Genomic DNA, 26,266 nt, shown 5'->3' on the forward strand with positions numbered 1-26,266 from the left:
CAAGTACTAACTCATTCACCGCTACACCGAGAGAATCTCGACCATGCGCATGAAGGTCTGGTTGATAAGCTTCTTTTTGTGAATCGTGTCGGAGAAGGGGGTGTAGACCAGCTTGCGGTCCACGATGCCGGCCATCACGTTGCGCATGCCGTTCATGAGGCCTTCCACGGCGGCAATGCCGATCTGGGAACCCAGCAGGCGGTCGGCGGCGGTGGGGGAGCCCCCGCGCTGCACGTGGCCGATGATGGTCACGCGGGTATCGAGCTCGGGAATGGCTTCCTTCACTTGTTTGGCGACGGCGTGGGAGTTGCCTTCCTCGTCGCCCTCGGCTACCACCACGATAAAGGAGGTTTTGGAGCGTTTCCAGCCCCGCTGCAAGGTCTCAATGACGGCCTCAGTCGACATCTGGGTTTCGGGAATCATCACGATTTCGGCCCCGCCCCCGATGGCGCAGGGAATGGCGATGTAGCCCGAGTCGCGGCCCATTACTTCAATAAAGAAGCAGCGGTCGTGCGAGTCGGCCGTGTCCCGAATCTTATCAATGGCCTCCAGGGCCGTGTTTACAGCCGTGTCGTAGCCGATGGTATAGTCCGTGCCGTAGAGGTCGTTGTCGATGGTGCCGGGGGCACCCACGGTCGGAATACCAAACTCCTGCTCGAAAATAGTTGCCCCAGTGAACGTGCCGTTGCCGCCAATGGCGACCAGGCCGTCGATGCCGTTGTTGACCAGCTGGTCGAAGGCCTGCTGCCGGCCTTCCTTGGTCAGGAATTTCTGGCTGCGGGCCGATTTGAGAATGGTGCCGCCTTTCTGCACGGTGTTGGCCACGGAAGCCGAGTCGAGCTTCACAAATTCGCCTTTAATCATGCCGCTGTAGCCACGCATGATGCCATACACCTCAATGCCGTGGTACACGGCCGTGCGCACCACGGCCCGGATGCAGGCGTTCATACCCGGCGAATCGCCGCCGCTGGTGAAAACTGCAATACGTTTCATCATAATTCAGGTAATCGGAACTGCCCAGTGCGGGCGGGGCAAAGGTGATAAATCCAAATTGAAAACAAAGCCTTCGAAGTCAGGAAAGGCAAAAAACAGCGCAGATTATTGGTGCGGTCTGGCTCTTTTTTTTAGAACTGCGTATTGCAGAAAAGCCCCCTGCCGAGTATCTTAACCCCCCCACAGCTGCCTAGTTTGCGGCCTAGCGGGGCCTGTTCTTTTCTTCACCGTTACTTAAGCAACGCCGTATATGTTTGGCTTTTTTGAAAACGAGCAAACCAAGAAAGTAAAGAGCCACCTCATGAATCTGGCAGCGTTGGCCAAAGCCGACGGTCATATTGATGAGCGGGAAATGAGCTTCATCGTAGCGGTAGGGAAGAAGAACGGCATGCGGGCGGATGATGTACGCACCATAGTGGCTAACTCGGGCAACGTGAACCTGGTGCTGCCCGACAACGACTCTGAGCGGTTCGACCAGATTTTCGACCTCGTAGATATGATGCTGGCCGACGGCATTGTCGATGACCACGAAATGGACTTCTGCATTGATATGGCCGAAAAGCTGGGTTTCCGCAAAGCCATTGTGGGCGTGCTGGTGCGCAAAATTTCGGTGGGCGTAAAGGATGGTCTACCCCGGGAGCAAATCAAAACCGAGTCGGAATCCTTTCTGAACTACAACGGCACTCACCCCAAAGGCACCGGCCTGTAGGGGCTAGCTTTGCTGCCCCGTGACGTGCGCTATGGCCCGCAGCAGGGCCGCGCAGCTTTCCTCGATTTCGGCGGCCGAAATTGTAAGGGGCGGCGCAATTCGCAAAGAGTTGTCACAGAACAGGAACCAGTCGGTCAGGATGCCTTCGTGTGCCAGGGCGTGGTCGATGATGGGCTTGAGTACCGCGAAGGAGTCGAATTCCACGGCCAGCAGCAGGCCGTGGCCCCGGATGCCGCGAATAGCCGAGTGCTGCAGAAGCCGCCGAAACAGAGCGGCTTTTTCGTGCACGCCCGCCAGCAGATTTTCCTCCTGAATAACCCGCAGGGTGGCAAGTGAGGCCGCGCACGACACCGGATGGCCCCCAAACGTGGTGCAGTGCCCCAGGATGGGGTTGGTCTTGAAGCCCGCCATCATTTCCTGGGACGAAATAAAAGCCCCGATGGGCATGCCGCCGCCCATGCCCTTGGCGCACACCAGGATATCGGGCGTAACCCCAAACTGCTCGAAAGCCCAGAACGAGCCGGTCCGCCCAAAGCCGCACTGGATTTCATCCAGGATCAGCAGGGCGCCAACCTGCCGGCAGCGTTGCCGCAGGGCTGGCAGGTAGCCCGGCCGCGGTACCCGCACGCCCGCCTCACCCTGCACCGTTTCGATGACCACGGCGGCGGTGCGCTCGGTAATCAGCTCCAGGTCGGCCAGGTCGTTGTAATGGATGTGGCGCACATCGGGTAGCAGGGGCCGGTAGCTGTTTTTGAAGCTCTCGGAGCCCGTAATGGACAGGGCGCCGTGGGTGGAGCCGTGGTAAGCGTTATGGCAGGAAATCAGCTCGGTGCGGCCGGTGTGGCGCTTGGCCAGCTTCAGCGCGCCCTCAATGGCTTCGGCCCCGGAATTGGTAAAGTAGACGCTGTCGAGGTGCTCGGGCAGGGTTTGGTGCAGGGCATAGGCCAGCTCGGCTGGCGGGGCCTGCACCAGCTCGCCGTACACCATCAGGTGCAGGTATTTATCCAGTTGATTCTGAATGGCCTGCAGCACGCGCGGGTGACGGTGGCCTACGTTGCTCACCCCGATGCCCGAAATCAAATCCAGGTAACGGCGGCCGTCGGTGCCATACATATACACGCCCTCAGCCCGCTCAATTTCGAGGAGCAAGGGAAAGTCGGACGTTTGGGCCTGGTAGCGAAGAAACAGCTGGCGCGGAGTAAGCATACGGGTAGACAATAGGCAAATTCGGGCTGCAAAGGTACGCAGACTCCCAGCAGCAAAAACCAGGTTAGGCTAAGATGGAGCTAGAAGCCCTATCTATTCAGCCTCTCGGTATCCTAACCCGCCAGACAGCACAAAAGACTGCCGAGGCAGTCTTTTTTAGGCTTGAAGCAGGAAAAGATCAGTCTTCCGGCGGACCGGTAAACTGTCCGGCGCCGGCGGTGCTGCCGCGGCGGTCGGCCACGCGCCTAAGGACTTCCTTGGTGAAGTCCCGCTCGGCAATAAAGAGCTTGCCAACCTGGCGAATTGAAAGCACTTTCTGGAATTTGTCGAAGTACTCTTTTTCCAGGTTCACCTCGTTTTGGCGCAAAGCCAAGGCCTGGGTCAGGTTGTCCTTAATCTGCTGATCGGTGAGGCCGTCGGGGTTTTCGGTGCGCAGCTGCCGCATGCGGCGGGCCACGTCGCGGCGCTTGTCCGAAAACTCGTTGTACACGGGCCAGAAGCGTTGGGCCTGGTCTTGCGTCAGGGCAATTTTATCGGTCAGATAGGCAATTTTCGCGTTTTCCAGCTGGCTGAGTCGACCACCCGGGCGGCGGCCCCCCGGGCCACCCAGCCCGCCCTGGGCCAGGCCCGGGCTGTGCACGGCTGCCAAAAGCAATACGGCCAGAACGCTACGGAGAAGGTATTTCATGGGAGAGGAAGGCAAAAGCAAGAAGCAAAAGTAGGAGTTATAAGTAGGTCTCGTCGGTGGGCTGGGCATCCAGGGCATCCTGCAGCTCATCGGGGGAGGCTTGCAGAAAGCTGTCGGTCAGGGTGTGGTCGGCGGCGGGCAGCTCGGCCAAATCGGTCAGGCTCACGCGCGAGTCGGTGGCTAGCAGATACTGGACCATTTCCGTACGGGGCACCGCTTCCAGGGCCGCTACCGAAACCGCGGTGGCGGGCGCTACGGCCGGCTGGCTCAGAAAAAAGCTGGTGGCAAAGCCGCCCAGCACCACCACCGACGCCAGGGCCGTGCGCAGCGGCAGCGGCAGAGCGGAAAGCCAACCCAGCAGGGCCGCCTCCCGGGCCGCTTCGGGCTGCACCCGGGCCATAATCTGGCGGGGCAATGTGGCGAAGTAGTCGGCTGGCGGCGGAGCCAGCGGCTGGGGCCGCCGCGTGTGGTCATCCAGACGAAAAGGAGTATTCATAAGGCTTAGAGTCGGCTCAGGCCGAGAGGTTTAATCGTGGCGGGATTCTTCGTTGACGTATTGCTCAATCTTTTTGACGGCGTGGTGGTACGAGGCTTTCAGGGCCCCTACGCTGGTGCCCGTTATGTCGGCCATCTGCTCGTAGGTTATTTCGTCGTAGTACTTCATGTTGAACACCAGCCGCTGCTTGTCGGGCAGGCGCAGAATGGCTTTCTGCAGGCGCAGCTCGATTTCGTCGCCCGCCAGGCCGGGGTCAGCCTCGACTTTCTGGGTTAGCTCGGCGGCTACGTCGTGGAGGGGCAGAAAGAACTTGCGGCGTTTGGACGACAGAAAATTCAAGCATTCATTGGTGGCAATGCGGTAGAGCCAGGTGTAGAGCGAGGCATCCTGACGGAAGTTGCCCAAGTGGTTCCACACTTTCACAAACACATCCTGGGTCAGGTCGTCGGCATCGTCGTGGTCGATAACCATCTTGCGCACGTGCCAATACAGCTTCGACTGATACTTGCGCACCAGCTGGTTAAAGGCCACGTTACGGGTAGCAGGGTCGGCGAACTTGACGAGGATTTCCTGGTCTTCCAAGCAGGGGAGCGGGTTAGGAGCGGCGGGGCTGTGCCGGGTTAGAACAGGAAGGTACGCCAGGGTTTAGCAGGGGGCGCAGAAAATTTTGCGGCAGTTCCCCCGCCGCATGTACGCCGCGGGTTGTACCTTGACGAGCTGCCCTTCCCCTTACCGCGTAGGCAAGCCCGCCCGCTCTGCGCGGGGGGCGGCTTGTGCCCGGCCGTTGGGCCTCACCACTTCCGCATTCTCTATGGCGTTAAAAGTTGTCCGCCGCCGCATCGTCTCAGAGCGTCTTGAGCAGGAATATCTGACCACCTACCAGCCGCTGCCCAGTCGCTTTGCCGAGCAGCTCGACCCGTTTCTGCTCTTGCACCATACCGGTCCCGAGGAACTGGAGCCCCAGGGACGGGGCCTGCCGTTTGCGCCCCACCCGCACCGGGGCTTCGAAACGGTGACCTTTGTTTTTGCCGGCGACGTGCGCCACCACGATTCCCGGGGCAATACCGGCGTTATCGGGGCCGGGGGCGTGCAGTGGATGACGGCGGGCCTGGGCATTGTGCACAGCGAGAATATTTCCCGGGAGCTGCGCGAGGCCGGCGGTAGTATCGAGTACGTGCAGCTCTGGATAAATCTGCCCGCTCGCCTGAAGCGCACCCAGCCTCGTTACCAGGGGGCGGCCGCGGCTCAGATTCCGGTGGTAGCCCTGCCCGCCGGCCACGGTTCGGTAAAGGTGGTGGCCGGGAACTGGCAGGGAGTTACGGGGCCGATAGAGTCAATTACCGGAGTGCGGGCTCTGGTGGTGGAGTTGGCAGCCGGCGGGCAGCTGCCCGCCGACGTGGAAGCGGGGCAAACCGTGCTGTTTTACGTGTTGCGCGGGGCCGTGCACGTCAATGGTCGCGACGTTGAGGGGCATACGCTGGTAGAGTTTGAGCCCGGGGATACGGGCATTCACCTGGTGGCTACGGCCCCAACGACAATTCTGCTCTGCACCGGCCAGCCCTACCACGAGCCGCTGGCCTGGCAAGGACCTTACGTCATGAATACCCAGACCGAACTGATGGAGGCCATGCGCGATTATCGGATGGGCAAGATGGGGATGCTGTTTGATGAGTAAGTTGCGGCCGGAAAAGCTTTTCCTTTTTTTCTACCCTGTCAACTCTACTTGCTGCGTGTATTTACGTCGTATCACTTTCTGGAGCACCGCGTTGAGCTTAAGCGTATTGGCTGCTTGCTCGTCTAAAGAGAACAACAACCAAGCTGCCACGAAGCCAGCCGAGCCCTTGGCGGCCGTAGCCGATACGGATGCCGCCCCGCCGCCCGCCGCCGATTCGGGGGCTACGGCCGCAGTTTCGCTAACCGATTCTACCGGCTTGTCGCCGGAGTTTGTGCGGGGGCTGAAGGACATAGCCGGTGCCCAGAAGTATACGGTAAGCGGGAAGACCCTGGTAATGGATGCCTTTGGCTCCGCCGATTTTCCCACCGACCTGCCCGCCGGCAAAGCCGTGACCTATAGTGGCCAGCAAGGCTCCCAGACTTTCACCCTGACCGTTACGCGCCTCAACTACACCAGCATTCGGTTTGCGGCGGAAATGCTGGGTGGCAAAAATGGGCCCCAGCACGAAGAGGGCGTGGCCGACCTGAACCCCGGCTTCATCATGGCCGCCGAAGTGCCCGAGGATACCGAAAGTCAGACGGCCTACGGCGCCAGCGAGTACCTGCACGAAACGCCCACACGCAACTTCTCCATCCTGATTGGTATCGGTTCCGACGTGGACAAGGCCGAGCTGGGCGTGTACGACGCCACCGGCAAACCCGTGGCCCAGTGGCAGGGAGTACCGACCCTGCGGCGGCTGGCCCTGTAAGCCGGCCCTTACTTGGTGCTGAAGGCCACGCCCAGCGTCACATTGGTATTGTCGGTGGGCTTGCCTTCCAGTACGCGGCTCTCAAACGTGTAAGTGTAGGTGCCCGTAATGGCAAAGCGCGGGCTAAACCGCAGGGCCAGGGACGTGAGCTGGGTGGCCCGGTAGTCGGCCGCGTTGGCCAGGTTCGGCTGATACAGCGTGGTGGCGTTCAGGGAAAATACCCGGTAAGAATACACCACCTTTAGCCGCGTCGAGCTGCGTGACACGAGCCGCTCGGTACCGCCCTGGAAATACGTGGCCTCCCGGATGAAGAGGTTGCTCACGGCCACTTCCCGCCCCAACGAGTCGGAATAAAAGGCCCAGCCCGGCCCCAGGCCCAGCTGAAACCGGTTGTCGATGCCCCGTAGGTTGCTGCGCTCGTACCCCCCGATGCCGTAGAAGCGGAACCGGCCTTTCCAGTAGTAGGGCGTCGTATTGAAAAGCCACTCGCGTTCCTTGAGCAGTCGTTCCTGCTTGCCGAACAGGAAGCTGCCCGTGACGGGGGCGCCGAAATGCAGGCCGCGTAGCAAGGTTAGAGAATGGGTAGTCGAAAACAGGGTGCGGTTGACGCCCCCGGCCGAGTACTGCCCGGCCAGCTGCCCGCTGTAACGGATCAGGGTGGTATCGGCCTGTTGGGCGCGGGCTGAATGAAAGGCGCCCAGCACCATGGCTGAGCCGAGCAGGGTACGAAACGTCATGAAAGCCAAGCCCCGGGGCCGTTGTGAGCGGCAAAGGTAGGACGGCCCGGGCAAAGCCGTTGGCCTTACTTGCCGGAGTTTGGCCGGCGCGCTCCGCCGGTGGTCGGCACCCATACCCAGCTCATAAGTTGTCGACTCAGCAACTTCTGTACCTTGCCGGGCCCTCATTGAGCCTGGGGCCGGCGGCTGCGGGCCGCTTATGCTACGTAATTCTCATGCTGCGTACCCCCTTTATGTTCAGCCTGCTGTTCAGCTGCCCGTCAGGCTTGCCAAGCACCAGTCGGCCCCTTTTCGTACCCGCCCCGCCGGAGCAGGACGAAAGCTGTCCTCGGGGCGTCGCCGAGCCGGTCGTCCGGAAGAAGGTTTTTCCCAAAACCAGCTTCCGGCGGCTGCCCGACAAGCGCACCGGGCTTGAAACCGTGGCCCTGCCCTTGGGCGACCGGCTGACAATTCACCACGAGGGCTGCGAGTACTACGTGCTGCGCTTCCACTTCGAAACGGCCCGGTTTCGGCAAAGCCCGACGGCCCTGGACGCCTGGTTTCGGAATGCGGCCCAACTGCTGACCGAAACGGCCCCGGGCCTGGACTCCCCGGTCGATATTGCCGGCGGGCTCCGGGCCCTGCGCACCTACCTCGACCGGCACAAGGGCAATAAGGCCCAGGCCCTGGTGCTCGGCCAGGAAATTGCGTACGGCTCCGAGACGCTGCCCAGCTTTGTCTCCGTGGACCGCATTGCCCGGCTGGCCGGCAACACCGTGGCCGTGGAGCTGTCTTTGGCCATCGGGCCGTTGTAATGCAGAGGCTGGCAACGCCTTAGTTTGGGAGCTGCCGCCTAGGAATCCAGTATTGCCTATGTTTGCCCCGGTTTGCCCGGAAATCACCTGGTCCGGGCGGCCGCTCCGTTTCTATGCTCTCACGTTACTTCGCCGGCCCGCTGCGGCTGGCCCCGGTTCTGTTTCTGGCCTGTCAGTCAGCCCCGGCCTCAGCCCCGGGGGCCGAGCCCTCCGCCGTACCCGTGAAAGGCACGGGTGTCGCCTCCCAAGCCGCCGCCCCGACCCAAGCCCCCGGCGCTGAGGAGGCCGGCGTAGCCGCCCCCGATAGTGCCGCGGCAGACTATGCCACGTATTTTGTAGTCGTGGCCGACACCGGCCGCTCGTACCCCGCGCTGCGCAGCCAAATGCTGGGGCTGAGCCGGCAGTTTACGCTGCCTATCGATACGCTGGGGCGGTACTTCAACGCCCAGAAAAACCGCATCGTGGTGCCCGAAAACGACGCGGACGACATGTACGCCGGCGAGTACTATCCCCGGCGCTTTCCTTCCCATTCGCTGAGCCTGGAATACCTCAACGAGTACCAGGACCGGGCCGGCGCCCCAACCATGGCCCTGGTAACGGGGATTTACGAAAAAGAAGCCTCCGCCGACAGCGCCCTGGCCGTGCTGGGAAAAGCCGACAAGGGCGTCTTCAAGGTGAAGGCGAATGTGTACGTGGGGTGTATGCACTAAGCCGCCCGTAAAGTTGTACCGGGCTTTCTGGGTAGTTTGCTATATTTAGACTCTTGCATAAAGCTTAATGGGCCCCGGACCCCAGTCGGCCCGGAACCTGGGCAGTCTAACGTAATCAGTCGGCGTTGTATGAGAATTTCAGCCCGCGTCAGCAGCCACCCAAGCGGCCACGAAACCAGCGTGCAGACGGGCTCCGTCGTGCAGGTGCTGGCCGTGCCGCCCAAAACCAGCGGGCCGGGCTCAGCGGTAAACGGGGGCGAATTGCTGCTGCTGGCCCTGGCTACCTGCTTTTGCAACGACCTGTACCGGGAAGCAGCGAAGCGGAGCCTGACGGTAACGGCAGTGGAGGTGGAGTGCTCCGGCGACTTTGACGGGGAAGGAGAAGCCGGCCGCAACTTCACGTACCGGGCCACCGTCACGGCCGACGCCCCGGCGGCCGACATCGAGGCCCTGATCCGGCACACCGACCAGGTTGCCGAAGTGCACAAGACGCTAAGAAACGGCGTGCCGATTACGCTAAGGCCCTGAACAGCCGCTGCCGGGCCGTGCGGTAAGTCATTTTTTGTAGCTTTGCCCCGCCACGTACGACTACCCGCCTTATGTAATAGCTAATTTCTTTCGACGACCAGACCTGCCGCCCCCGCTCGGGGCCTAGCAGCTGCTATTCATTCGTTTAAAGAAATTGCCATGGTGGTTTTACAGAATGTGGGGTACGCTCACCCCAATAAGGATGTCCTGTTTTCGGGCATCCACCTGAGCGTTACAAAGCAGCAGAAAGTAGCCTTGATTGGGAACAACGGGGTCGGCAAGTCGACGCTGCTGCGGATAATGGCCGGCGGACTGCCGCCCGCCAGCGGGGTCGTGAAGCTGGATTCTCCACCGTACTATGTGCCCCAGCTCGTCGGGCAGTTCAACCACCTGACCGTGGCCCAGGCCCTGGGCATTGCCGAGCAGCTGCAGGCGCTGCACGATATTCTGGCCGGGCACGCCACCGAGGCCAACCTGGCGTTGCTCGACGACGACTGGACCCTGGAGGAGCGGAGCGCCGACGCCCTGGCGCAGTGGGGCCTGGCTGGCCTCGACCTGACCCAGCCGGTGGAAGCGCTGAGCGGGGGCCAGAAAACCAAGCTGTTTCTGGCCGGCATGACCCTGCATCAACCCGATATCATCCTGCTCGATGAGCCCAGCAACCACCTCGATGCCCCCGCCCGCCGCCGGCTCTACGAGTTTATCCAAGCCACGACCAGCACCCTGCTAGTCGTGAGTCACGACCGGACGCTGCTGCACCTGCTCGATTCGGTGTACGAACTCAGCCGGCGCGGCATAACGGTGTACGGGGGCAACTACGCCTTTTACCAGGAGCAAAAACAGCTGGCCAGCAATGCTTTGCAGGAGGACGTGCGCGGCAAGGAAAAGGCCCTGCGCAAGGCCCGGGAAGTAGAGCGCGAAACCGCCGAGCGGCAGCAGAAGCTCGACGCCCGGGGCCGGAAAAAGCAGGAAAAAGCTGGGGTGCCCACCATCATGCTCAACACGCTTCGCAACAACGCCGAGAAAAGTACTTCCCGGCTCCAGGGCGTCCACGCCGAGAAAATCGGGGCCATTTCCCAGGAGCTGCACGAGCTGCGTCAGGAGCTGCCCGCCACCGACAAGATGAAGTTCGGGTTCGACTCTTCCGGCCTGCACCAGGGCAAAATTCTGGTGACGGCCACGGGCATCAACTTTCGCTACGCCGAAACGCCGCTCTGGGCCCAGGACCTGAGCTTTCAGATTACCAGCGGGGAAAGGCTGGCCCTGAAAGGCCCGAACGGCGCGGGCAAAACCACCCTGATTAAGCTCTTGCTCGGGGCCGCCGCCCCGGCCAGCGGAACGATACACCGGGCCCTGGGCAAGGTGGTGTACGTCGACCAGGAGTACTCCCTGCTCGCTACCGAACTGACGGTGTACGAGCAGGCCCAGCGCTTCAACGGCACGGCGCTACCGGAGCACGAAATAAAAATCCGGCTCAGCCGCTTCCTCTTCCCGAAGGACGACTGGAGCAAGTCTTGCCGCGGCCTCAGCGGCGGCGAGAAGATGCGCCTCATGCTTTGCTGCCTGACCATCAGCAGCCAGGCACCCGACCTGATTATCCTCGATGAGCCCACCAACAACCTCGATATTCAGAACATTGAAATCCTCACAGCCGCCCTCACCGACTACCGGGGCACGTTGCTTGTCGTGAGCCACGACCAGGTATTTCTCGAACAAATCAAGGTGCAGCGCACCCTCGAGCTACTGTAGCGCCGCCGGTGGGCGGTTGGGTAAGCAAAGGCATCAGGCTGCATTGCTAGCCCATCGTGCCAAGTAAAGCAGAATAGACGCTACGACATCGTTTTTTAGCTTACTGACTCGTGCTTAATGCGGCCACAAACCAAGTATATAGCTCACAGTATCGATGTTCTCCTATATTGCTCCTGAATGAGTGATGCCGGCTAGCCGGCGGGCAATAACCTGCTACCGCACCTCGTCCCCAGGCACGAACCCAACGGCAGAACCTATGAATGAAAAGAGCTTTTCCGGACTCCGCCTCTACGGCACGCTACTCGTGACGGTAAGTATCGGGGTGCTGCTGGCCTGGAGCCACACCCACGGCGGGGTGCCGAGTCACCATTTCCTGGCCCGGCCGGATATGCCCGCCGTTTCCAACTGGTGGGGCGCCCTGCTGCTGCCGGGGCTTACCTGGTTTCTGTTGTCCCGCGTCCGGAAGCAAGCCTTTGGCAACGAAGCAGATGCTCAAGCACCCCAGCCGCTGTGGCGCGCGCTGATTGGGTTTGTGGGTGCTTTGTCGTTTGGGGTATTGATATCAGTTTTGTTTACGGCCGGCCAGTCGGATATGGCGGGCAACATGATGCTGGGCTTATTTGCCTTCGCCTTCTTCGTTCCGATATACCGGCCGGAGTGCCTGCTCGGCTTTGTGCTGGGAATGACTTCCACTTTTGGGGCGGTGCTGCCTACGATAGTCGGTACCGTGCTAGGGCTAATCGGCCTGGTGCTGCATGCATATATCCGCCGCGCCCTGCTGTTTGGCATTTCGAAGCTGGCGCTGTTGCTACCGGTCAGCAAGTCCAACGGCTAAGAAGGCCTCGGTCCATTGATACGGAAACTGCTTTTCGAGTCGGGATGGCACCACGCGTTAGATACCGGAAACACCAAGGCTTTTAACTAGCATTAATCAATTAATGCAGCATTCCTGGACAACATACCAGCGAATATGAAGCGCCTCATCTACTTTTTAATATTTACCATTTGTCTGCACAACTGTGGTGTTATAAGCGTTGGGCAAAATAAGCCCTGCACGTGCTGTGAAAAAACGTACACAAGTGTTGAAAGTGCCCAAAAATGTATTTCACTAAACCCCAATAACCGCCGCACGGTTGATAACAGACTTGTCTTGCTGGCTATTGTGACGAAGGAAGTGCAAAAAAATCAGGAACTGGGTTGGCGCATTCTCCAGGATGAGAAAATTATAACTCAAGCTCAAAGAAAATACCTTTTGGTAACGATGAGCACTGCCGCCGCTCGTACGTTGGCGGGTAAAAGCAATACTGAATTGCAAGAGATAATAACAGGCTACAAAGGCGAAAACTGTTTTATTATAGTTAATCAGGCCTTGTATCCATTCGGGAGTTGGTCGGCTGGTGAAGACCGGAAAAGAATAGTGGGGATGCTAGGAGTCGGGAATGGCCCATAGTTTTGCCATTGTATCTCCCGCAAACAAAACGGCCCCGGCTGCACTGCGCAACCGAGGCCGTTTTTATTTAATAGCAATCTGAGAGCCTACTTAGCCTTACGGGCCAGTACGCGCTCCACGGCAGCTACGATGTCGTTTTCCATCAGGCCGTATTTCTCCATGAGCTGGTCGGGGGTGCCCGACTCGCCGAAGGAGTCGTTGACGGCTACCATCTCCAGGGGCAGGGGCTCCTCGCGGCTCAGCAGCTGGGCGATGCTGTCGCCGAGGCCGCCGTTCATCTGGTGTTCCTCGGCCGAGACGGCGCAGCGCGTCTTGCGCACCGACTCCAGGATGGCCTGGGCATCGAGGGGCTTGATGGTGTGGATGTTGATGATTTCGGCGTCGATGCCCTTCTCGGCCAGGATATGGCCGGCCAGGATGGCCTTCCACACCAGGTGGCCGGTGGCGAAGATGCTCACGTCGGCGCCTTCGTTCAGCAGTACGGCCTTACCGATTTCAAACTTCTGGTCGGCGGGGGTGAAGTTGGGTACTACCGGGCGGCCGAAGCGCAGGTACACCGGGCCTTCGTGCTCGGCAATGGCGATGGTCGCGGCCTTGGTCTGGTTGAAGTCGCAGGGGTTAATGACCGTCATGTGGGGCAGCATCTTCATCATGCCCAGGTCTTCCAGAATCTGGTGGGTGGCGCCGTCTTCGCCCAGGGTTACGCCGGCGTGCGAAGCGCAGATCTTCACGTTCTTGTCCGAGTAGGCAATGCTCTGGCGGATCTGGTCGTAGACGCGGCCGGTGCTGAAGTTGGCAAACGTGCCGGTGAAGGGAATCTTGCCGCCGATGGTGAGGCCGGCCGCAATGCCCATCATGTTGGCCTCGGCAATGCCCACCTGGAAAAACCGCTCGGGGAAGTCCTTCTTGAAGGCGTCCATCTTGAGCGAGCCGGTCAGGTCGGCCGTGAGGGCTACCACGTTGGGGTTGCTTTTACCCAGCTCGTGCAAACCCACGCCAAAGCCGGAACGGGTGTCTTTTGATTCGGTGTAGGGGAAATCTTTCATGCTTGGTATGGGAAGTTTTTGAGTTCTATCTTATTTGTTAAACATGCTCACCGAGCTAGTCTGCCCGCTGCGAATCGTGAAGTTGCGCACGTCGGTGAACTTGCTGCCGGTGGCCGAGGCGGTGCGAAACACCAGGCGGTAGGCGCCCGGCTGCATGGGCAAATTGACTTTGCTGCTGCCCTCGGGCAAGTTATACACCCAGGTCTGCGACTCGTCGTTGTTGAGGCGGTAGATGCTGCCGTAGCCTTTCAGGTCCGTCACGATGTTGAGCGTGCCGGGTGCCTCGTAGGTGACGGCCGTTTCCTGGCCCTGCTTAACGGTGATGCGGCGCACGAGGCGGGGCAGGGTGAGCAGCTCCACTTCGTAGTTGCCGGCCAGCAGCTTTTGCTTCGTGCCAAAGTTCAGGCTCACTACCGTGCTCGGGTTGCCCTGGGCCCGTACCACCGCCTGCACCTTGCCGTAGGGATTCGGCGAGATATTTGGCGACTGTAAGGACAAGACTCCCTGGGGCGTTTTATAAGTCAGCACGTTGGCCTTGCCGGGGCGAATGGGCAGGTTAGCTTGCCGCACCGGGGGCACCGTGTTGATAACCAGGTCGTAGCTCTGCAGGGCGTCAATGTCGAGCACGTCGGGCTTGCCCTGCGCGTCGCGGTAGTGCACGTAGTTGTACTCCGGCGTTTCCGTGACGTTGTTGACGAAGGTCAGGTTCACGTTGCTTTCCACTGGCTTGCCGGCCTCGTCAGTCAGGTTCACGCTCACCGTGGTTTTGGTCAGCGTCTGGGTAATGACGTTGTCGAGCACCCGGCGGAAGGTTTTCACATCGGCCGCGTTGTAGTACTGGCCCAGGCAGTCGAGCTGCTTGCCAAAATCTTTCTCGTTGCCCAAGCCAATAACAAAGGGTTTGAGAAAGACCCGCCGCCGCTGCAAGGCCACCGACGTAGCGCACGGGTCGCCTTTGCAGGATTCGAGCCCGTCGGTAATCAGGATGAGCACGTTGCGGGCGGTTTTATCGGCGGGAAAGTCGTTGGCCGACTGCTGTAGCGAGTAGGTAATGGGCGTATTGCCCCGCGCTTCGAGGGTCTTGAGCCGGTCTTTAATGGCCTTAGCATTTTTAGGTGCAAAAGGCACTTCCAGCCGCGAATCCTCGCAGTTGTTTTCCTTGTCGTCGTGCTGGTGGCCGTAGGCACGCAGGGCCAGCTCCAGGTTGGGGTAGGCATTGAGCGAATCCACCATCTTGGCCAGCAGGTCTTTGGCTACCGACCAGCGCGGGGTGCCTTCCAGCGGCGCCAGCATCGAGCCCGAGGCATCCAGCACGAACAGAATACGCGTGACCCGGGGCTTCTCCGGTGGCACGTTCTGGGCGCGCAAGAAAGTAGTGCTAAGCAGCAGGCCGCTTAGTACTACAATCCAGCGCAAAGTGCCCAGGTGGCGCATACGATTCGTTTTACCCTCTACACTGCCGTGCTAGCAGCAGCTCCTGACAGTTGCAGTAGTACCCCCGGCTTAGTAGTCGCCGGCTTCCTCGACCAGCAGCTGCTGCAGGGCTTTTTCGAGCTGCTCGTCGTTCGGAGCGGTGCCGTGCCACTTGTGAGTACCCATCATATAGTCTACCCCGAAGCCCATCTGAGTGTCCATCAGGATGATGCTGGGCTGGCCCTGCCCGCTGAGCTTACCGGCTTCTTCCAGGGTCGGAATCAGCTTCTCCAGGTCGTTGCCGTCGGTTTCGAGCACGCGCCAGCCGAACGCTTCAAACTTGGCGCGCAGGTTGCCCAGGTCCATGATTTCTTCGGTCGAGCCGTCAATCTGCTGCCCGTTGCGGTCCACGATGGCAATCAGGTTGTCGACTTTGTGGTGGGGGGCATACATCGCCGCTTCCCACACCTGGCCTTCTTCCAGTTCGCCGTCGCCCATGAGCACGTACACGAGACGGTTGTCGCCGTTGAGTTTCTTAGCCTGCGCCGCGCCAATGGCCACGCTCAGGCCCTGGCCCAACGAGCCCGAGGCAATGCGAATGCCGGGCAGGTGCTCATGCGTGGCGGGGTGGCCCTGCAGGCGCGAGTTGAGCTTGCGGAAGGTAGCCAGCTCACTCACGGGGAAGTAGCCCGAGCGGGCCAGCACCGAGTAGAACACCGGCGAAATGTGGCCGTTCGACAGGAAAAACAGGTCTTCACCTTCCCCTTTCATGCTGAAGCTCGGGTCGTGCTTCATGATACGGAAGTAGAGAGCCACCAGCAAATCGGCGCAGCCGAGCGAGCCGCCGGGGTGACCCGAGTTGACGGCGTGCACCATGCGCACGATGTCGCGGCGCACCTGGGCCGCAATCTGCTTGAGCTCCGCCACGCTTTTCTGCTGGGTGGGGGAGGTAAGGGTATTTTCCTGGGACATGGAATAAGGAAGAGGGTTTATGAGACAAAGGTAATGGTCTTGGCGAAGGCACCGAAGCCGAAATGCAAGGCTTCTTATCGGAACCGATGACGATAGGTGAGGGTAAGGTGGGAATTAGTAATATGGGTAATGTGCTGAACGTGGCTGTGTGTCCTGGCGAGCAACGCGAAGCCATCCGTCCGCTGAAAAGTGCTCAGCCTTCTAAGGGGAAAAGCCCTTTACTCCGGCTGGAATAAAGGGCTCTTCGGGTAAAGGGCATTCTGTACTGCGCAGCGGACGCATGGCCACGGCTGCGCCTGGCAAGGACACGGGAATAGCAGCCTATTCCAATCCATTAGCACCTGGGCAGATTCACCCTAGACCAGCTGGGCGGCGTGGTTTTTAGTGTCGACTTTCTCGATTACTTTTTCGATGATGCCTTCCTCGTTAATTAAAAACGTGTGGCGCATGGTGCCCATGTACTTGCGGCCGTACATGGATTTCTCCTGCCACACGCCGTAGGCTTCCACGATTTTCTTGTCGGTGTCGACTAGCAGCGGGAAGGGCAGCTCGTACTTCAGGACGAACTTCTGGTGCGACTTGGCGCTGTCGACGCTCACACCAATAACCTGGATGTTCTTGGCGGTGAGTTCTTCCTGGTGGTCACGCAGGTTGCAGGCCTGGGCCGTGCAGCCGGGCGTGTCGTCTTTGGGGTAGAAGTAGAGGGCTACTTTTTTGCCGCGCAAATCCTGGAGGCGAATGAGGTTGCCATCCTGGTCGAGGGCTTCAAAATCGGGGGCGGGAGTGCCGGGAGTGAGGGCCATGAGGCGAGGAATAAGGGCGGTTACGGTTTGCCAGCGACGGGCTGGGGCGTAAAAATCAGGTTTTCCGTCGGAAAACCCAGCGCATGGGCCCGGCCCACGAGCCGGTCGCGGATGGCGCGCTCCAGGTGGGGCGTACGGCACAGCAGCCACAGGTTCTGCCGGCTGGGCTCTCCCACCAGCGCGTAACGGTATTCCGGGTCGTGGTCCAGAATCCAGTAGTCGCCCTCGAAGGGCCAGAAAAAGCTCACCCGCAGCTTGGCGTTGGTCTGGCTGTCGACGATGCGGGCCGTGCCTTTCGCCGTTTCAACCGGGCCATTGAGGTCTTCCTTGTGGCAGGTATTGAGCACGCTGACTTTGCCGCTGGGCAGCAGCTTGTACTCGGCCGTGACATGCTCGCAGCCTTTCTCGAAGCGGGCGGGCAGACGGGCTATTTCGTACCATAGGCCCATGTAGCGGCGCACATCCACGTGGGCCGACACGGGCAGGTCGGGGTAGAGCTTGCGCCGAAAGTAGGCGTAGGCGGCCACGCCAGTGGCAAGGGTAGCCACGGCGGCTCCGAGGATGACAGGCTGACGACGTTTGGGTAGGTAGGGCATAGTAAGGGAGAATAGGGCGAACTTGGTAGTTCGCGGGGCAGAACGAGAAGCCTCAACCGTTGTCGTTCAGGCACGCAAACTACCAAGTTCGCGCTACAGCTCTACGGGTAGAATTGCCGCAAAGATGTCCAGCAAAAAAGGCGGACCACGCGGCCCGCCTTTTCCTACAAATTAAAGCTTATCACCTTTTCATTGCCGGCCTGGTCGGTAAGGCGCAGCGTGGCCGGGCCCCGCAGGGGCGGGCCCACCGTATCGTTGGGCTCGGTGAAGAGCGTGGAATTCTTGTACTCGTAGCGCAGCAGCCGGAACCGGCCGCCCACCTGCAGCGTGTAGCTGTTCAGGCCCGAGAGGTTGTCGCCGACCTGGAAGGTGAGGCCACCCGGGCCTTTGCGCACCAGGCGGGCCGAGGGCGGGATGGTGTCGGAGAAGATGCGGAACTGCCCGAACACCTTGGCCGGAAACGTGACCTGGTTGCCGTCCCACTTACCCCCCACGTAGCTGCGGCCCCCGCGGGCATTCACCAGGTACACTGCCGAGTGCTCTTTATCTGCCACTTCGGTCTGGGGCTTAAGCGTGATGCGCAGGGGCAAATACAACGACTGCCGGGGGCTGTGCACGGTCCAGGCCCCATCCTTGTAGCCGGTTTGCAGGTAGAGCGTGTCGAACAAGGTCTGGGGCGCGAAGCTCAGGCTGAGAAAGTTGTCGGTAAAGCCCTGCTCGGTGCCGGCCGGAATCAGGGCCTGCCGGTCGAAGCGCTTGGTCACGTTGCCGAAACGGATGGAGTCGGGCAGGCCGGCGCGCAGGTCGTAGAGGTACACGTTCTGGCTCTGGGCGGTGTAGCTGGGCTTGAGCTCGAGGCGGCGGTTGCCGCGCAGCAGCACCGCGTTGGCGCTCTGCCGGGCCGTGTCGGGGTCGGCGGCAATGACCTTGAGAATGTTGCGGGTGATTTCCCAGCGCAAGGCCGGCTTTTTCACGGCCGCGCTGCGGGTTTTGGTGTACTCCGGCTTCTGTCCGCGCAGCACGAAGCGCAGGGGCGTCGTGTTGCCGTAGGAGTCGCTCATCAGCACTTCCACGGCGTAGAGCTGGCCGTCGTCTACCCGCAGTTTGCCCTTGGTGGGGCCGGTGGTGTATATGGATAGCTCATTGCCGTCGTCCACGAACAGCTTTTGCAGGGTGCGGCCCTGGGTCATCATCCATTCGTAATCCACGTGCTGGTTTACGGTGCGCGTGCCGGTCGGGAAAGGCACCTTGTCGACTACGTGGGAATAGAGCGGCTGCCCGTTCACCTTGACCTCGACTTTCTGCAAGCCGTTTTTGTTCCAGGCGTTGTCGTACCTATCGAAGGCCTGCAGCAGCACGCCTACGGTACCGTAGGCCGGGATGGTATCGGGCCAGGCAGTGGCGACGCCGGCGGCCGGGGCCACTTTGGGCACAAACACGGCCTTGTCGAAGCGGCCCTGCACCCGGGCCTCAATCGTGAGGGGCTCGACGGCAAACGCCTGCAGGGTGGGCGCCACGTGGTCCTGAATTTCGGTGAACCCGCCCCACTGCAGGGGGTTGAGCTGGTTGTCCTGGGCGTCGCGCACTTCCCAGTGCAGGTGGGGCCCGGCCGAGCCGCCGGTATTGCCCGACAACGCCACTATTTCACCGCGCTTCACCGGATACTGGTCTTTAGGAAAGAACAGCTCCAGCTCGTAGGTCTGCTTTTCGTACTGTTTTTCGCGCAGGGCCGCCGCCACCGGGCCCATAAACCGGTTCAGGTGGCCGTACACGGTAGTAGTGCCGTTGGGGTGAGTGATGTAGAGCACGTTGCCGTAGCCGAAGGCCGACTGCTTCAAGCGCGACACGTAGCCGTCGGCCGAGGCGTAGACCGGCAAGTCGGTGCGGCCATCGGTTTTGATGTCGAGGCCGCCGTGGAAGTGGTTGGGGCGCAATTCTCCCATGCTGGCGGCCAGAAAGTTGGGCTGACCGGGCTTGATGGGAAACAGGTAGTAGCCTGGGGCCACGGTCGGCCGGGGCGAGGTGTCGCCCGGCTTGCCCGGGGGCTTGGGCAGCGAGTCGGGCTCCTGGCCGGCCATGGGAGCTGGGCGCAAGCTCATGGTAGTGAGCAGCGTAAGCAACAGAACGGAGGTTTTACTCCGCCGAAAAAACGTATTCAGCACTCGACTCTATTTAACCGACAGTTCCAACAACTTCTCCTCCTCCAGGTAGCCCGTCAGCTGGTCGCCAATCTTGACGGGGCCTACGCCGCTGGGCGTGCCGGTGAAGATCAGGTCGCCCATTTTCAGGGTAATAAAGCGCGAAATGTAGGCAATCTGGGCCGCGAAGTTGTGCAGCATCATGCCCGAGTTGCCCTGCTGCTTTACCTCCCCGTTTACTTCCAGGCGGAAGTTGATGTTGGCCAGGTCGGGGAAATCGGTAACGGGCTTAAACGTAGGCGACAGGGGGGCCGAGCCGTCGAAGCCCTTGGCCAAATCCCAGGGCAGGCCCTTGCTTTTGGCTTTGCTTTGCAGGTCGCGGGCGGTGAAGTCGATGCCCAGGCCAATGCCGTCGAAGTAGGTGTGGGCAAACTTGGGGTCGATGTTCTTGCCGTTTTTGCTCACGCGCAGCACCAGCTCGATTTCGTGGTGGATGTCGGTCGAGAAATCGGGGTAGAAGAAAGGCATGCCGCGCTGCAGCAGGGCCGTTTCGGGCTTGGTGAAAATGACGGGCTCGTCGGGCGTTTCGTTGTTGAGTTCGGCAATATGTTCGGCGTAGTTACGGCCTATGCAGAGTATTTTCATGGAGGGAAGTCGGAAGGAAAAAAGGTGCGTGGCCAAAAATAGCGCTTATTCGCGGCCCGGAAAATCAAAATGCCGCCTACGTAACCCCGAATGGCCGCGTTGGGCTGGGCGGCCCTAAACATTTTACCCGGCCCCAGTCGTATAGCAGCACAGCGGACGACGGTGGCGCTTGCTGTTATGCTTCGCCGCGTCAACTTTCCCTCTCAACGTGATGCTACCATGATAAAGAAGCTCATGCTGGCCAGCTGCCTGTTCGTAGCGGCGGCCTGCTCTACCGTTCCCATTACGGGTCGCCGCCAGCTTAGCCTGGTATCCGACGCGGAAATCAACGCTCTGGCCGTGCAGCAGTACCAGGAAGTGCTGCGCACCAGCCGCCTTTCTTCCGACGCCAACTCGGTAGCCATGGTGCGCCGCGTGGGTCAGCGCATTCAACAGGCCGTCGAAACGTACTTCCGCAGCCAGAACCAGCAGGACCAGCTGGCTGGCTACGCCTGGGAGTTCAATGTCATTGAGGACAAGCAGGAAAACGCCTGGTGCATGCCCGGCGGCAAAGTGGCCGTGTATACCGGCATTCTGCCCATCACTCAGGACGAAAACGGCCTGGCCGTGGTGATGGCCCACGAAATTGCCCATGCCGTAGCCAAGCACGGTTCGGAGCGCATGAGCCAGGGCCTGCTGCAGGATTACGGCGGGCAGGCCCTGTCGGCGGCCTTGTCGGCGCGCCCCGCCGCTACCCAGCAACTGGCCTTGCAGGCCTTCGGGGTAGGCTCGTCGGTAGGCCTGCTCAAGTACGGGCGCAACCAGGAATCGGAGGCCGACCACCTGGGGCTGATCTTTATGGCCATGGCTGGCTACAACCCCGACGGCGCCATTACGTTCTGGCAGCGCATGGATGCCCGCGAAAACCAAGCCTCCCCACCCGAATTTCTCTCGACTCACCCCTCCAATGGTACCCGGATTGCGGACATTCAGCGCGAATTGCCCGAAGCCCGTAAGTATTACAAAGCCCGCTAACAGCTGGGCACCGCCCTTCCCTGATGAACGTATCACCCCGCTCCATTTTCTGTGCCCTGCTGCTGGCCTTGCCGGCTCTGGGCACGCTCTCCTCCTGCGAAACAACCAAGCGGGGCTTTCCGGAAATGAGCTCCCCGACCAACGACCCCGAGGATGCCGCCGCCCGGCGCAAGCGGGAAGCGACCAGTACCCAGCTGGCCCGCATCAACGAAGGCAAAGTTGAGTACATCATGCCCCGGGCCCAGCTGGCCACGGCCTTTATCCGAGAGTTCAACGACGGTACCGTCGTGGATAAAACCATGATCCGCAAGGTGCAGGAAAGCGCCAAGGACAAGCCGGTTTATTACCTGGTGGGTATGGGCCTGCGCGACGGCATGTTCCGCTCCATGGCTATTCCGCTCATCACCTCCACCGACCAGAGCCTGTACCTGAGCTCCAACGCCGAGCGGTACGTGATTACCAGCGTGGGCTGCTCGTTCTGCTACTTTTCCTTCGAAAAAAACCAGATTACGGGCACTACCTGCGGCGACAACAGCGGGGGCAGCCGCTGCGACATGGTCGTGGAAAATAGCAACAACCTCTTTCGTCGGCAATGAACCGCAACTGGCTACTGCGCCTGGGCCTGACGGCTCTGGCCTTGCTCGTAACCACGGACCGCCGCCGGCCCAGGCCTCAGCCACGGCCGGAACCGGAGCCGCCCAAACCGAAGGACACACCAGAAAAAGACCCGCTAAGTGCTTAGCGGGTCTTTTTTGTGCAATTTGGTCCTATACCAATTAAAGTTGCGAAGAAAGTTATGCGCTATACATGGTTAGTACTCAGTGGAGTCTACGGAGCTGTTATGAATACACTGCTCTTGTTTACCACGCCGTTTCTGGTGACCTGGGGAGCCCCGAAAATTCCCGGGCACGTCCTGCTGGTTTCGCTGTTTCTTGACAATCCTATTAACCCGAATGCGGGCAGCAGCTCCGCCGCATGGTTCTGGCTGTGCGTGCTGAATGGAGCGCTTTGGGGCATCGGGCTATACGGCTGCTACTGCTTGCTCCGCACCGGCTGGTGCCGGCTTAGGCTGCGCCCTGAATAAAGCGGCTGATGCGCTTCACTAGCTCGTCGGGGTTTACGCGCTCCAGGGGGTGGGGCGTGTTCATCAAAATTTCGAAGGTAGCCTGGGGTAAGTACGAGGCGTAGAGGGAAGAGGCGTCCACACCGCCCGTTTTGTCTAGCTCACCCACCAGAATCTGCACCGGGATACTAATTTTGGTGAGTCGAGCCGGGGTAAGTGGGGGCTGCACGCTCAGGCCAGTCAGTAGCTGGCGCGTGGCGCCCACTACGGCCGTCCAGTCGGTGGGGGCATGGGTTTGGGCCAGTTGCTCGGCAAACTGGGGCACTTTCTCCTGAATAGTAGCGGCGTCCAGCATCCGGGTTTCGGCCGCCAGAGTTTCCGCCGACCAGTCGAACTTGGTACCCAGCGTCGTTACGGTCTTGATGAGGCCCGGCGCTTCCGAGGCGGCCAGCAAGGCTACGTAGCCGCCCATACTAAAACCGAAGATGTGGACGGAGCCCAGGTTGTGCTCCTGAATGTAGCCGATAACCTCGCGGGCAAAGGCTGACACGCTAAACGCCTCTATTTCAATTTCCCGCCCGCCGTGGCCACTAAAAGAAAAGGTGTGGACCTGGTAGAACTGCGACAAGTCGCGGGCCAGGCCGCGCAGCTGCTTTTCCGAGCCCAGCGCGCCGTGCAGGAGCAGGAGGTTTTCTTTCATGGGAGAGAGCGGGAGAAAAAGGATAAGGAAAGAATAAACAGAACGTCATGCTGAGCGCAGCCGAAGCATCTCTTCCGCCAAAGTAATCAGATTACCACTGCAGGCGAGACGTCTGGCCAGGGCCCGACATGACGTTCTATTGTCGCAAGAACAAGTTATTTCGTGATTTCCGCCGCCAGCTGGGCCAAATCCAGGCCGTCGAAGGTGCCGGAGCTCATCATCAGCAGGTTGGCGTCCGGCCAGGGTTGCTGGTGCAGAAACTCGGCCAGGGCTTTGCTGTCGGTGAATACCCGCAAATCGGGGCGCTGGAAAGCCTGCTGCACGGCCGCGGCGGGCAGGGCCGGCAGGCGCTTATGTTCCAGCACGTGGGGGTTGAAGTAGACCACGGCCACGTCGGGCGCGTCGAAGGTGTGGGCGTACTGGGGCAGGAAGGCCGGGTTCAGGGAGCTGAAGGTGTGCAGCTCCAGGCAGGCCACCAGGCGGCGCTTGGGGAATTGCTTTTTAAAGGCCGTGGCCGTGGCTTTGAGCTTGGACGGGGCGTGGGCAAAGTCCTTGTAAACCACCGACGAGCTGCCTTCGCGCACCAGCTCCAGGCGGCGGGCGGCACCTTTAAACGTAGCCAGGGCCTCGTAGAAATCCTTGCCCTTGATACCCAGTTGCTTGCAGACTTCCTTGGCGGCCGAGATGTTGCGCAGGTTGTGCTCACCAAACACCTGAATCGGCACTTCCTCGTCTTTCTTGGTCACCAGCACGGTCTTGCCGTTGCGCACTTTGTTCTCATGCGGGCCGTAGCCGATGTATTTCACGTCGGTGCTGCTGGGTACGGTTACGAGCTGCACCTGCTCGTCGTCGCGGTCATAAATCAGCACGCCGGCCTTGGGCGTCATCTCGGCGAAGATGCGGAACTGCTCCCGGTAGTCTTCCTCGGTGGGAAACACGTTGATATGGTCCCAGCTAATGCCCGAAATAACCCCGATGTGGTGCTGATACAGGTGAAACTTGGGCCGTCGGTCGATGGGCGACGACAAATACTCGTCGCCTTCGATGATGATAATGGGCGCGTCCTCGGAGAGCTGCACCATCAAATCGAAGCCTTCGAGCTGGGCGCCCACGGCGTAGTCGAACTTGCGGTTGTGGTAGCGTAGCACGTGCAGGATCAGCGAGGTAATGCTGGTTTTGCCGTGGGAGCCGCCAATGACGACCCGCTGCTTGTCCTTAGAGGCCTCGTAGATAAACTCGGGGAAGGAGTAAATGCGCAAGCCCAACTCCTGGGCCCGCAGCAGCTCAGGATTGTCGGCCCGGGCGTGCATGCCCACAATCACGGCGTCGAGCTCGGGCGTTACTTTCTCCGGAAACCAGCCTTCCTGGGCTGGCAGCAGACCGGCGGCGGCCAGGCGGCTTTTGGCGGGTTCAAAGATTTCGTCGTCGGAGCCAGTGACCTGAGCACCACGACGATGCAGGGCCAGCGCCAGGTTGTGCATGATGCTGCCACCGGTGGCAATCAGGTGCAGACGCTGGAGAGAAGTGGGCGTTGGAGCCATTTAAGAAAACTAAATCGGGGCGGATGGGCTTTAAGAGCCGGGCGGCAAAGGTAATAAACCGGGGCCGTTGTACCGGGGCCTGATGGGCAAGCGCCACCGCAGCAGGCCGGGAATATACCGAAAAGAAAGGATGGAGCCCATCAGATAATGTGCGTTTCAGCCGTTAGCTTTGTGCCCCTTTTGCGTTAGATTTGCTGAGTACCGATGAACGACCGGATGGATGACCGCCTAAAACAATCTGCCTCGCGGGCCAAAGCCGCCTGGAACAGCCGCCCCCCGCAGCTGTCCATGGGCACGCCCTCGGGTAAGCTCCCGCCCCAGGCGCGGGAGCTGGAAGCTGCTGTTTTAGGGGCCCTAATGCTGGAAAAGGACGCTCTGACCACCGTTATCGACATCCTTAAGCCCGAGAGCTTCTACGATGAGAAGCACCGGCGCATCTTCAAGGCCATCCTCAATCTGTTCGACAAGTCCGAGCCGATTGACATCCTGACCGTAACCCACGAGCTGCGGGAAATGGGGGAGTTGGAGGCCGGCGGCGGAGCCCACTTCGTGGCTAACCTCACCTTTAAGGTGAACTCGGCGGCCAACATCGAGTACCACGCCCGTATTATCACCGAAAACGCCATTAAGCGGGAGCTGATCAACATTGCCAGCACCATTCACCGCGACGCGTTTGAGGATACCACCGACGTGTTTAACCTGCTCGACAGCACCGAGCAGGCGTTGTTCGAAGTGTCGGAATCCAACATCCGCAAGAACTTCGACGACATGCGCAGCCTGATGGGCAAGGCCATCAAGGAACTGGAGGAAAAGAAAAACCAGAAGGACGGCCTCACCGGCGTACCCTCGGGTTTCTCGGCCCTGGACCGCGTCACCTCGGGCTGGCAACCATCTGACCTTGTAATTATTGCGGCTCGCCCAGGTATGGGTAAAACCGCCTTCGTCGTGTCGGCCATGCGCAACGCGGCGGTGGACCACAAGAAGGCGGTGGCGATTTTCTCGCTGGAAATGTCCTCGATTCAGCTCGTGAATCGTCTGATTTCGGCCGAGGCGGAGCTGGACTCCGAGAAGATTAAGAAGGGCAACCTGGCCGACTACGAGTGGGCCCAGCTCAACCACAAGATTGCCGGCTTGTCGTCGGCCCCGATTTACATCGACGACACGCCGGGCCTTAGCATTCGGGAGCTGCGCACCAAGTGCCGCCGCCTCAAGGCCCACCACGACATTCAGATGATTATCATCGACTACCTGCAGTTGATGACGGGCAACTCGGATGGGGGCAAAGGGGCTGGCAACCGTGAACAGGAAATTGCCTCGATTTCGCGGGCCCTGAAGGGTATTGCCAAAGAACTCAACGTGCCGGTGCTGGCCCTGTCCCAGCTGTCGCGCTCGGTGGAAACCCGGGGCGGCGACAAGAAGCCCCAGCTCAGTGACCTGCGGGAATCGGGCTCTATCGAGCAGGACGCCGACATGGTGGTGTTTCTCTACCGCCCCGAATACTACAAGATTACGGAGGACGAAATGGGCAACCCGACCCAGGGCACGGGCGAAGTTATTATTGCCAAGCACCGGAACGGCTCCCTGGAAACGGTGCAGCTCAAGTTTATCGGCAAGTTCACCAAGTTTGCCGACCTCGACGGCGGGGGCTTCGGTATGGACGCCGAATACAACACCGGCGCCTTCCCGGCCAGCACCTTCGACGACGAGCCCGGCTTTGCGCCCAACACCATCCGCCTGGGCAGCAAGATCAACGAGGGCGGCCCCGGGCCGGTGCCCTTCCCGAAAAGTAACTTCGGCAACGACGACCCGCCGTTTTAAGCCTGGATATAGTCATGAAAAAAGCCTCCCGCAC

27 protein-coding genes are annotated in these 26,266 nt (G+C 60.4%); 12 read left to right on the forward strand and 15 right to left on the reverse strand.

The window, feature by feature from the left end; translation table 11 throughout:
• Positions 1–21 precede the first annotated feature (21 nt).
• A complete protein-coding gene (gene pfkA, locus E5K02_RS01680) occupies positions 22–993 on the reverse strand; it encodes a 6-phosphofructokinase (protein ID WP_135391572.1) in 972 nt (323 codons plus the stop codon).
• A 250-nt stretch (positions 994–1,243) separates the two neighbouring features.
• Here pfkA and E5K02_RS01685 point away from each other — a divergent pair, with 250 nt between their 5' ends.
• Positions 1,244–1,702, forward strand: a complete 459-nt coding sequence (locus E5K02_RS01685) for a tellurite resistance TerB family protein (protein WP_135391573.1) — start codon at positions 1,244–1,246, stop codon at positions 1,700–1,702.
• 3 nt (positions 1,703–1,705) lie between these two features.
• Here the strand turns inward: E5K02_RS01685 and E5K02_RS01690 are convergent, their stop codons facing one another.
• The 4 genes from E5K02_RS01690 to E5K02_RS01705 form a co-directional block, all read right to left on the reverse strand.
• Positions 1,706–2,908: an aspartate aminotransferase family protein gene (locus tag E5K02_RS01690; RefSeq protein WP_135391574.1), complete on the reverse strand. Its 1,203-nt coding sequence runs from the start codon at positions 2,906–2,908 to the stop codon at positions 1,706–1,708.
• Between the two features lie 178 nt (positions 2,909–3,086).
• Positions 3,087–3,596 (reverse strand): periplasmic heavy metal sensor, encoded by a 510-nt coding sequence (locus E5K02_RS01695; protein ID WP_167856245.1) that lies wholly within the window; start codon positions 3,594–3,596, stop codon positions 3,087–3,089.
• Positions 3,597–3,633: 37 nt separating this feature from the next.
• Positions 3,634–4,092 (reverse strand): hypothetical protein, encoded by a 459-nt coding sequence (locus tag E5K02_RS01700; protein ID WP_135391576.1) that lies wholly within the window; start codon positions 4,090–4,092, stop codon positions 3,634–3,636.
• A gap of 30 nt (positions 4,093–4,122) precedes the next feature.
• Entirely contained in the window at positions 4,123–4,674 is a 552-nt protein-coding gene (locus E5K02_RS01705) for an RNA polymerase sigma factor (RefSeq protein WP_135391577.1), read from the reverse strand.
• A gap of 229 nt (positions 4,675–4,903) precedes the next feature.
• Between E5K02_RS01705 and E5K02_RS01710 the strand changes: the two genes are divergently transcribed.
• Complete coding sequence (locus E5K02_RS01710) at positions 4,904–5,767, forward strand: pirin family protein (RefSeq protein ID WP_167856246.1); 864 nt, start codon at positions 4,904–4,906, stop codon at positions 5,765–5,767.
• 55 nt (positions 5,768–5,822) lie between these two features.
• Positions 5,823–6,515, forward strand: a complete 693-nt coding sequence (locus E5K02_RS01715; RefSeq protein ID WP_135391579.1) for a hypothetical protein — start codon at positions 5,823–5,825, stop codon at positions 6,513–6,515.
• Positions 6,516–6,523: 8 nt separating this feature from the next.
• On the opposite strand, the gene E5K02_RS01720 is transcribed toward E5K02_RS01715, so the two are convergent.
• On the reverse strand, positions 6,524–7,252 hold the full coding sequence (locus E5K02_RS01720; protein WP_167856247.1) for a DUF481 domain-containing protein: 729 nt from the start codon (positions 7,250–7,252) through the stop codon (positions 6,524–6,526).
• 215 nt (positions 7,253–7,467) lie between these two features.
• On the opposite strand from E5K02_RS01720, the gene E5K02_RS01725 reads away from it, so the two are divergent.
• From E5K02_RS01725 to E5K02_RS01750, 6 genes are all read left to right on the forward strand, one after another.
• Positions 7,468–8,046 carry a hypothetical protein gene (locus E5K02_RS01725; RefSeq protein WP_135391581.1) on the forward strand — a complete coding sequence of 193 codons (579 nt, stop codon included), beginning with the start codon at positions 7,468–7,470 and terminating at the stop codon, positions 8,044–8,046.
• 113 nt (positions 8,047–8,159) lie between these two features.
• A complete protein-coding gene (locus tag E5K02_RS01730) occupies positions 8,160–8,756 on the forward strand; it encodes a hypothetical protein (protein ID WP_135391582.1) in 597 nt (198 codons plus the stop codon).
• 129 nt (positions 8,757–8,885) lie between these two features.
• Positions 8,886–9,284, forward strand: coding sequence for an OsmC family protein (locus E5K02_RS01735; protein ID WP_135391583.1), 399 nt, complete (start codon positions 8,886–8,888; stop codon positions 9,282–9,284).
• 159 nt (positions 9,285–9,443) lie between these two features.
• Positions 9,444–11,033, forward strand: coding sequence for an ABC-F family ATP-binding cassette domain-containing protein (locus tag E5K02_RS01740; RefSeq protein WP_135391584.1), 1,590 nt, complete (start codon positions 9,444–9,446; stop codon positions 11,031–11,033).
• A 256-nt stretch (positions 11,034–11,289) separates the two neighbouring features.
• Complete coding sequence (locus E5K02_RS01745) at positions 11,290–11,868, forward strand: hypothetical protein (RefSeq protein ID WP_135391585.1); 579 nt, start codon at positions 11,290–11,292, stop codon at positions 11,866–11,868.
• Between the two features lie 135 nt (positions 11,869–12,003).
• The gene (locus E5K02_RS01750; RefSeq protein WP_135391586.1) at positions 12,004–12,483 is read left to right on the forward strand and encodes a hypothetical protein; all 480 of its coding nucleotides are present in this window, start codon (positions 12,004–12,006) and stop codon (positions 12,481–12,483) included.
• Positions 12,484–12,569: 86 nt separating this feature from the next.
• Here the strand turns inward: E5K02_RS01750 and E5K02_RS01755 are convergent, their stop codons facing one another.
• The 7 genes from E5K02_RS01755 to E5K02_RS01785 form a co-directional block, all read right to left on the reverse strand.
• Positions 12,570–13,529 (reverse strand): transketolase family protein, encoded by a 960-nt coding sequence (locus tag E5K02_RS01755; RefSeq protein WP_135391587.1) that lies wholly within the window; start codon positions 13,527–13,529, stop codon positions 12,570–12,572.
• 30 nt (positions 13,530–13,559) lie between these two features.
• Positions 13,560–14,963: a vWA domain-containing protein gene (locus E5K02_RS01760; protein ID WP_135391588.1), complete on the reverse strand. Its 1,404-nt coding sequence runs from the start codon at positions 14,961–14,963 to the stop codon at positions 13,560–13,562.
• Positions 14,964–15,032: 69 nt separating this feature from the next.
• Entirely contained in the window at positions 15,033–15,914 is an 882-nt protein-coding gene (locus E5K02_RS01765) for a transketolase (RefSeq protein ID WP_135391589.1), read from the reverse strand.
• A gap of 356 nt (positions 15,915–16,270) precedes the next feature.
• Positions 16,271–16,717: a thioredoxin-dependent thiol peroxidase gene (bcp, locus tag E5K02_RS01770; RefSeq protein WP_135391590.1), complete on the reverse strand. Its 447-nt coding sequence runs from the start codon at positions 16,715–16,717 to the stop codon at positions 16,271–16,273.
• A 20-nt stretch (positions 16,718–16,737) separates the two neighbouring features.
• Positions 16,738–17,313, reverse strand: a complete 576-nt coding sequence (locus E5K02_RS01775) for a lipocalin family protein (protein ID WP_135391591.1) — start codon at positions 17,311–17,313, stop codon at positions 16,738–16,740.
• A 164-nt stretch (positions 17,314–17,477) separates the two neighbouring features.
• Positions 17,478–19,433 carry a M23 family metallopeptidase gene (locus E5K02_RS01780; RefSeq protein ID WP_167856248.1) on the reverse strand — a complete coding sequence of 652 codons (1,956 nt, stop codon included), beginning with the start codon at positions 19,431–19,433 and terminating at the stop codon, positions 17,478–17,480.
• 48 nt (positions 19,434–19,481) lie between these two features.
• Positions 19,482–20,096, reverse strand: coding sequence for a fumarylacetoacetate hydrolase family protein (locus E5K02_RS01785; protein WP_135391593.1), 615 nt, complete (start codon positions 20,094–20,096; stop codon positions 19,482–19,484).
• Positions 20,097–20,315: 219 nt separating this feature from the next.
• On the opposite strand from E5K02_RS01785, the gene E5K02_RS01790 reads away from it, so the two are divergent.
• Positions 20,316–21,110 (forward strand): M48 family metallopeptidase, encoded by a 795-nt coding sequence (locus tag E5K02_RS01790; RefSeq protein WP_135394741.1) that lies wholly within the window; start codon positions 20,316–20,318, stop codon positions 21,108–21,110.
• Positions 21,111–21,133: 23 nt separating this feature from the next.
• Positions 21,134–21,706, forward strand: a complete 573-nt coding sequence (locus tag E5K02_RS01795) for a hypothetical protein (RefSeq protein ID WP_135391594.1) — start codon at positions 21,134–21,136, stop codon at positions 21,704–21,706.
• A gap of 468 nt (positions 21,707–22,174) precedes the next feature.
• Here E5K02_RS01795 and E5K02_RS01800 read toward each other — a convergent pair whose 3' ends face one another.
• Both E5K02_RS01800 and E5K02_RS01805 read right to left on the reverse strand, forming a co-directional pair.
• Positions 22,175–22,873: an alpha/beta fold hydrolase gene (locus E5K02_RS01800; protein WP_135391595.1), complete on the reverse strand. Its 699-nt coding sequence runs from the start codon at positions 22,871–22,873 to the stop codon at positions 22,175–22,177.
• A gap of 155 nt (positions 22,874–23,028) precedes the next feature.
• Positions 23,029–24,414, reverse strand: coding sequence for a UDP-N-acetylmuramate--L-alanine ligase (locus E5K02_RS01805; RefSeq protein ID WP_135391596.1), 1,386 nt, complete (start codon positions 24,412–24,414; stop codon positions 23,029–23,031).
• A gap of 288 nt (positions 24,415–24,702) precedes the next feature.
• Here E5K02_RS01805 and dnaB point away from each other — a divergent pair, with 288 nt between their 5' ends.
• The gene (dnaB, locus tag E5K02_RS01810; protein ID WP_240737223.1) at positions 24,703–26,232 is read left to right on the forward strand and encodes a replicative DNA helicase; all 1,530 of its coding nucleotides are present in this window, start codon (positions 24,703–24,705) and stop codon (positions 26,230–26,232) included.
• The last annotated feature ends 34 nt before the right edge of the window (positions 26,233–26,266 follow it).

Source organism: Hymenobacter metallicola, assembly GCF_004745645.1.
GTDB classification, from domain to species: domain Bacteria; phylum Bacteroidota; class Bacteroidia; order Cytophagales; family Hymenobacteraceae; genus Hymenobacter; species Hymenobacter metallicola.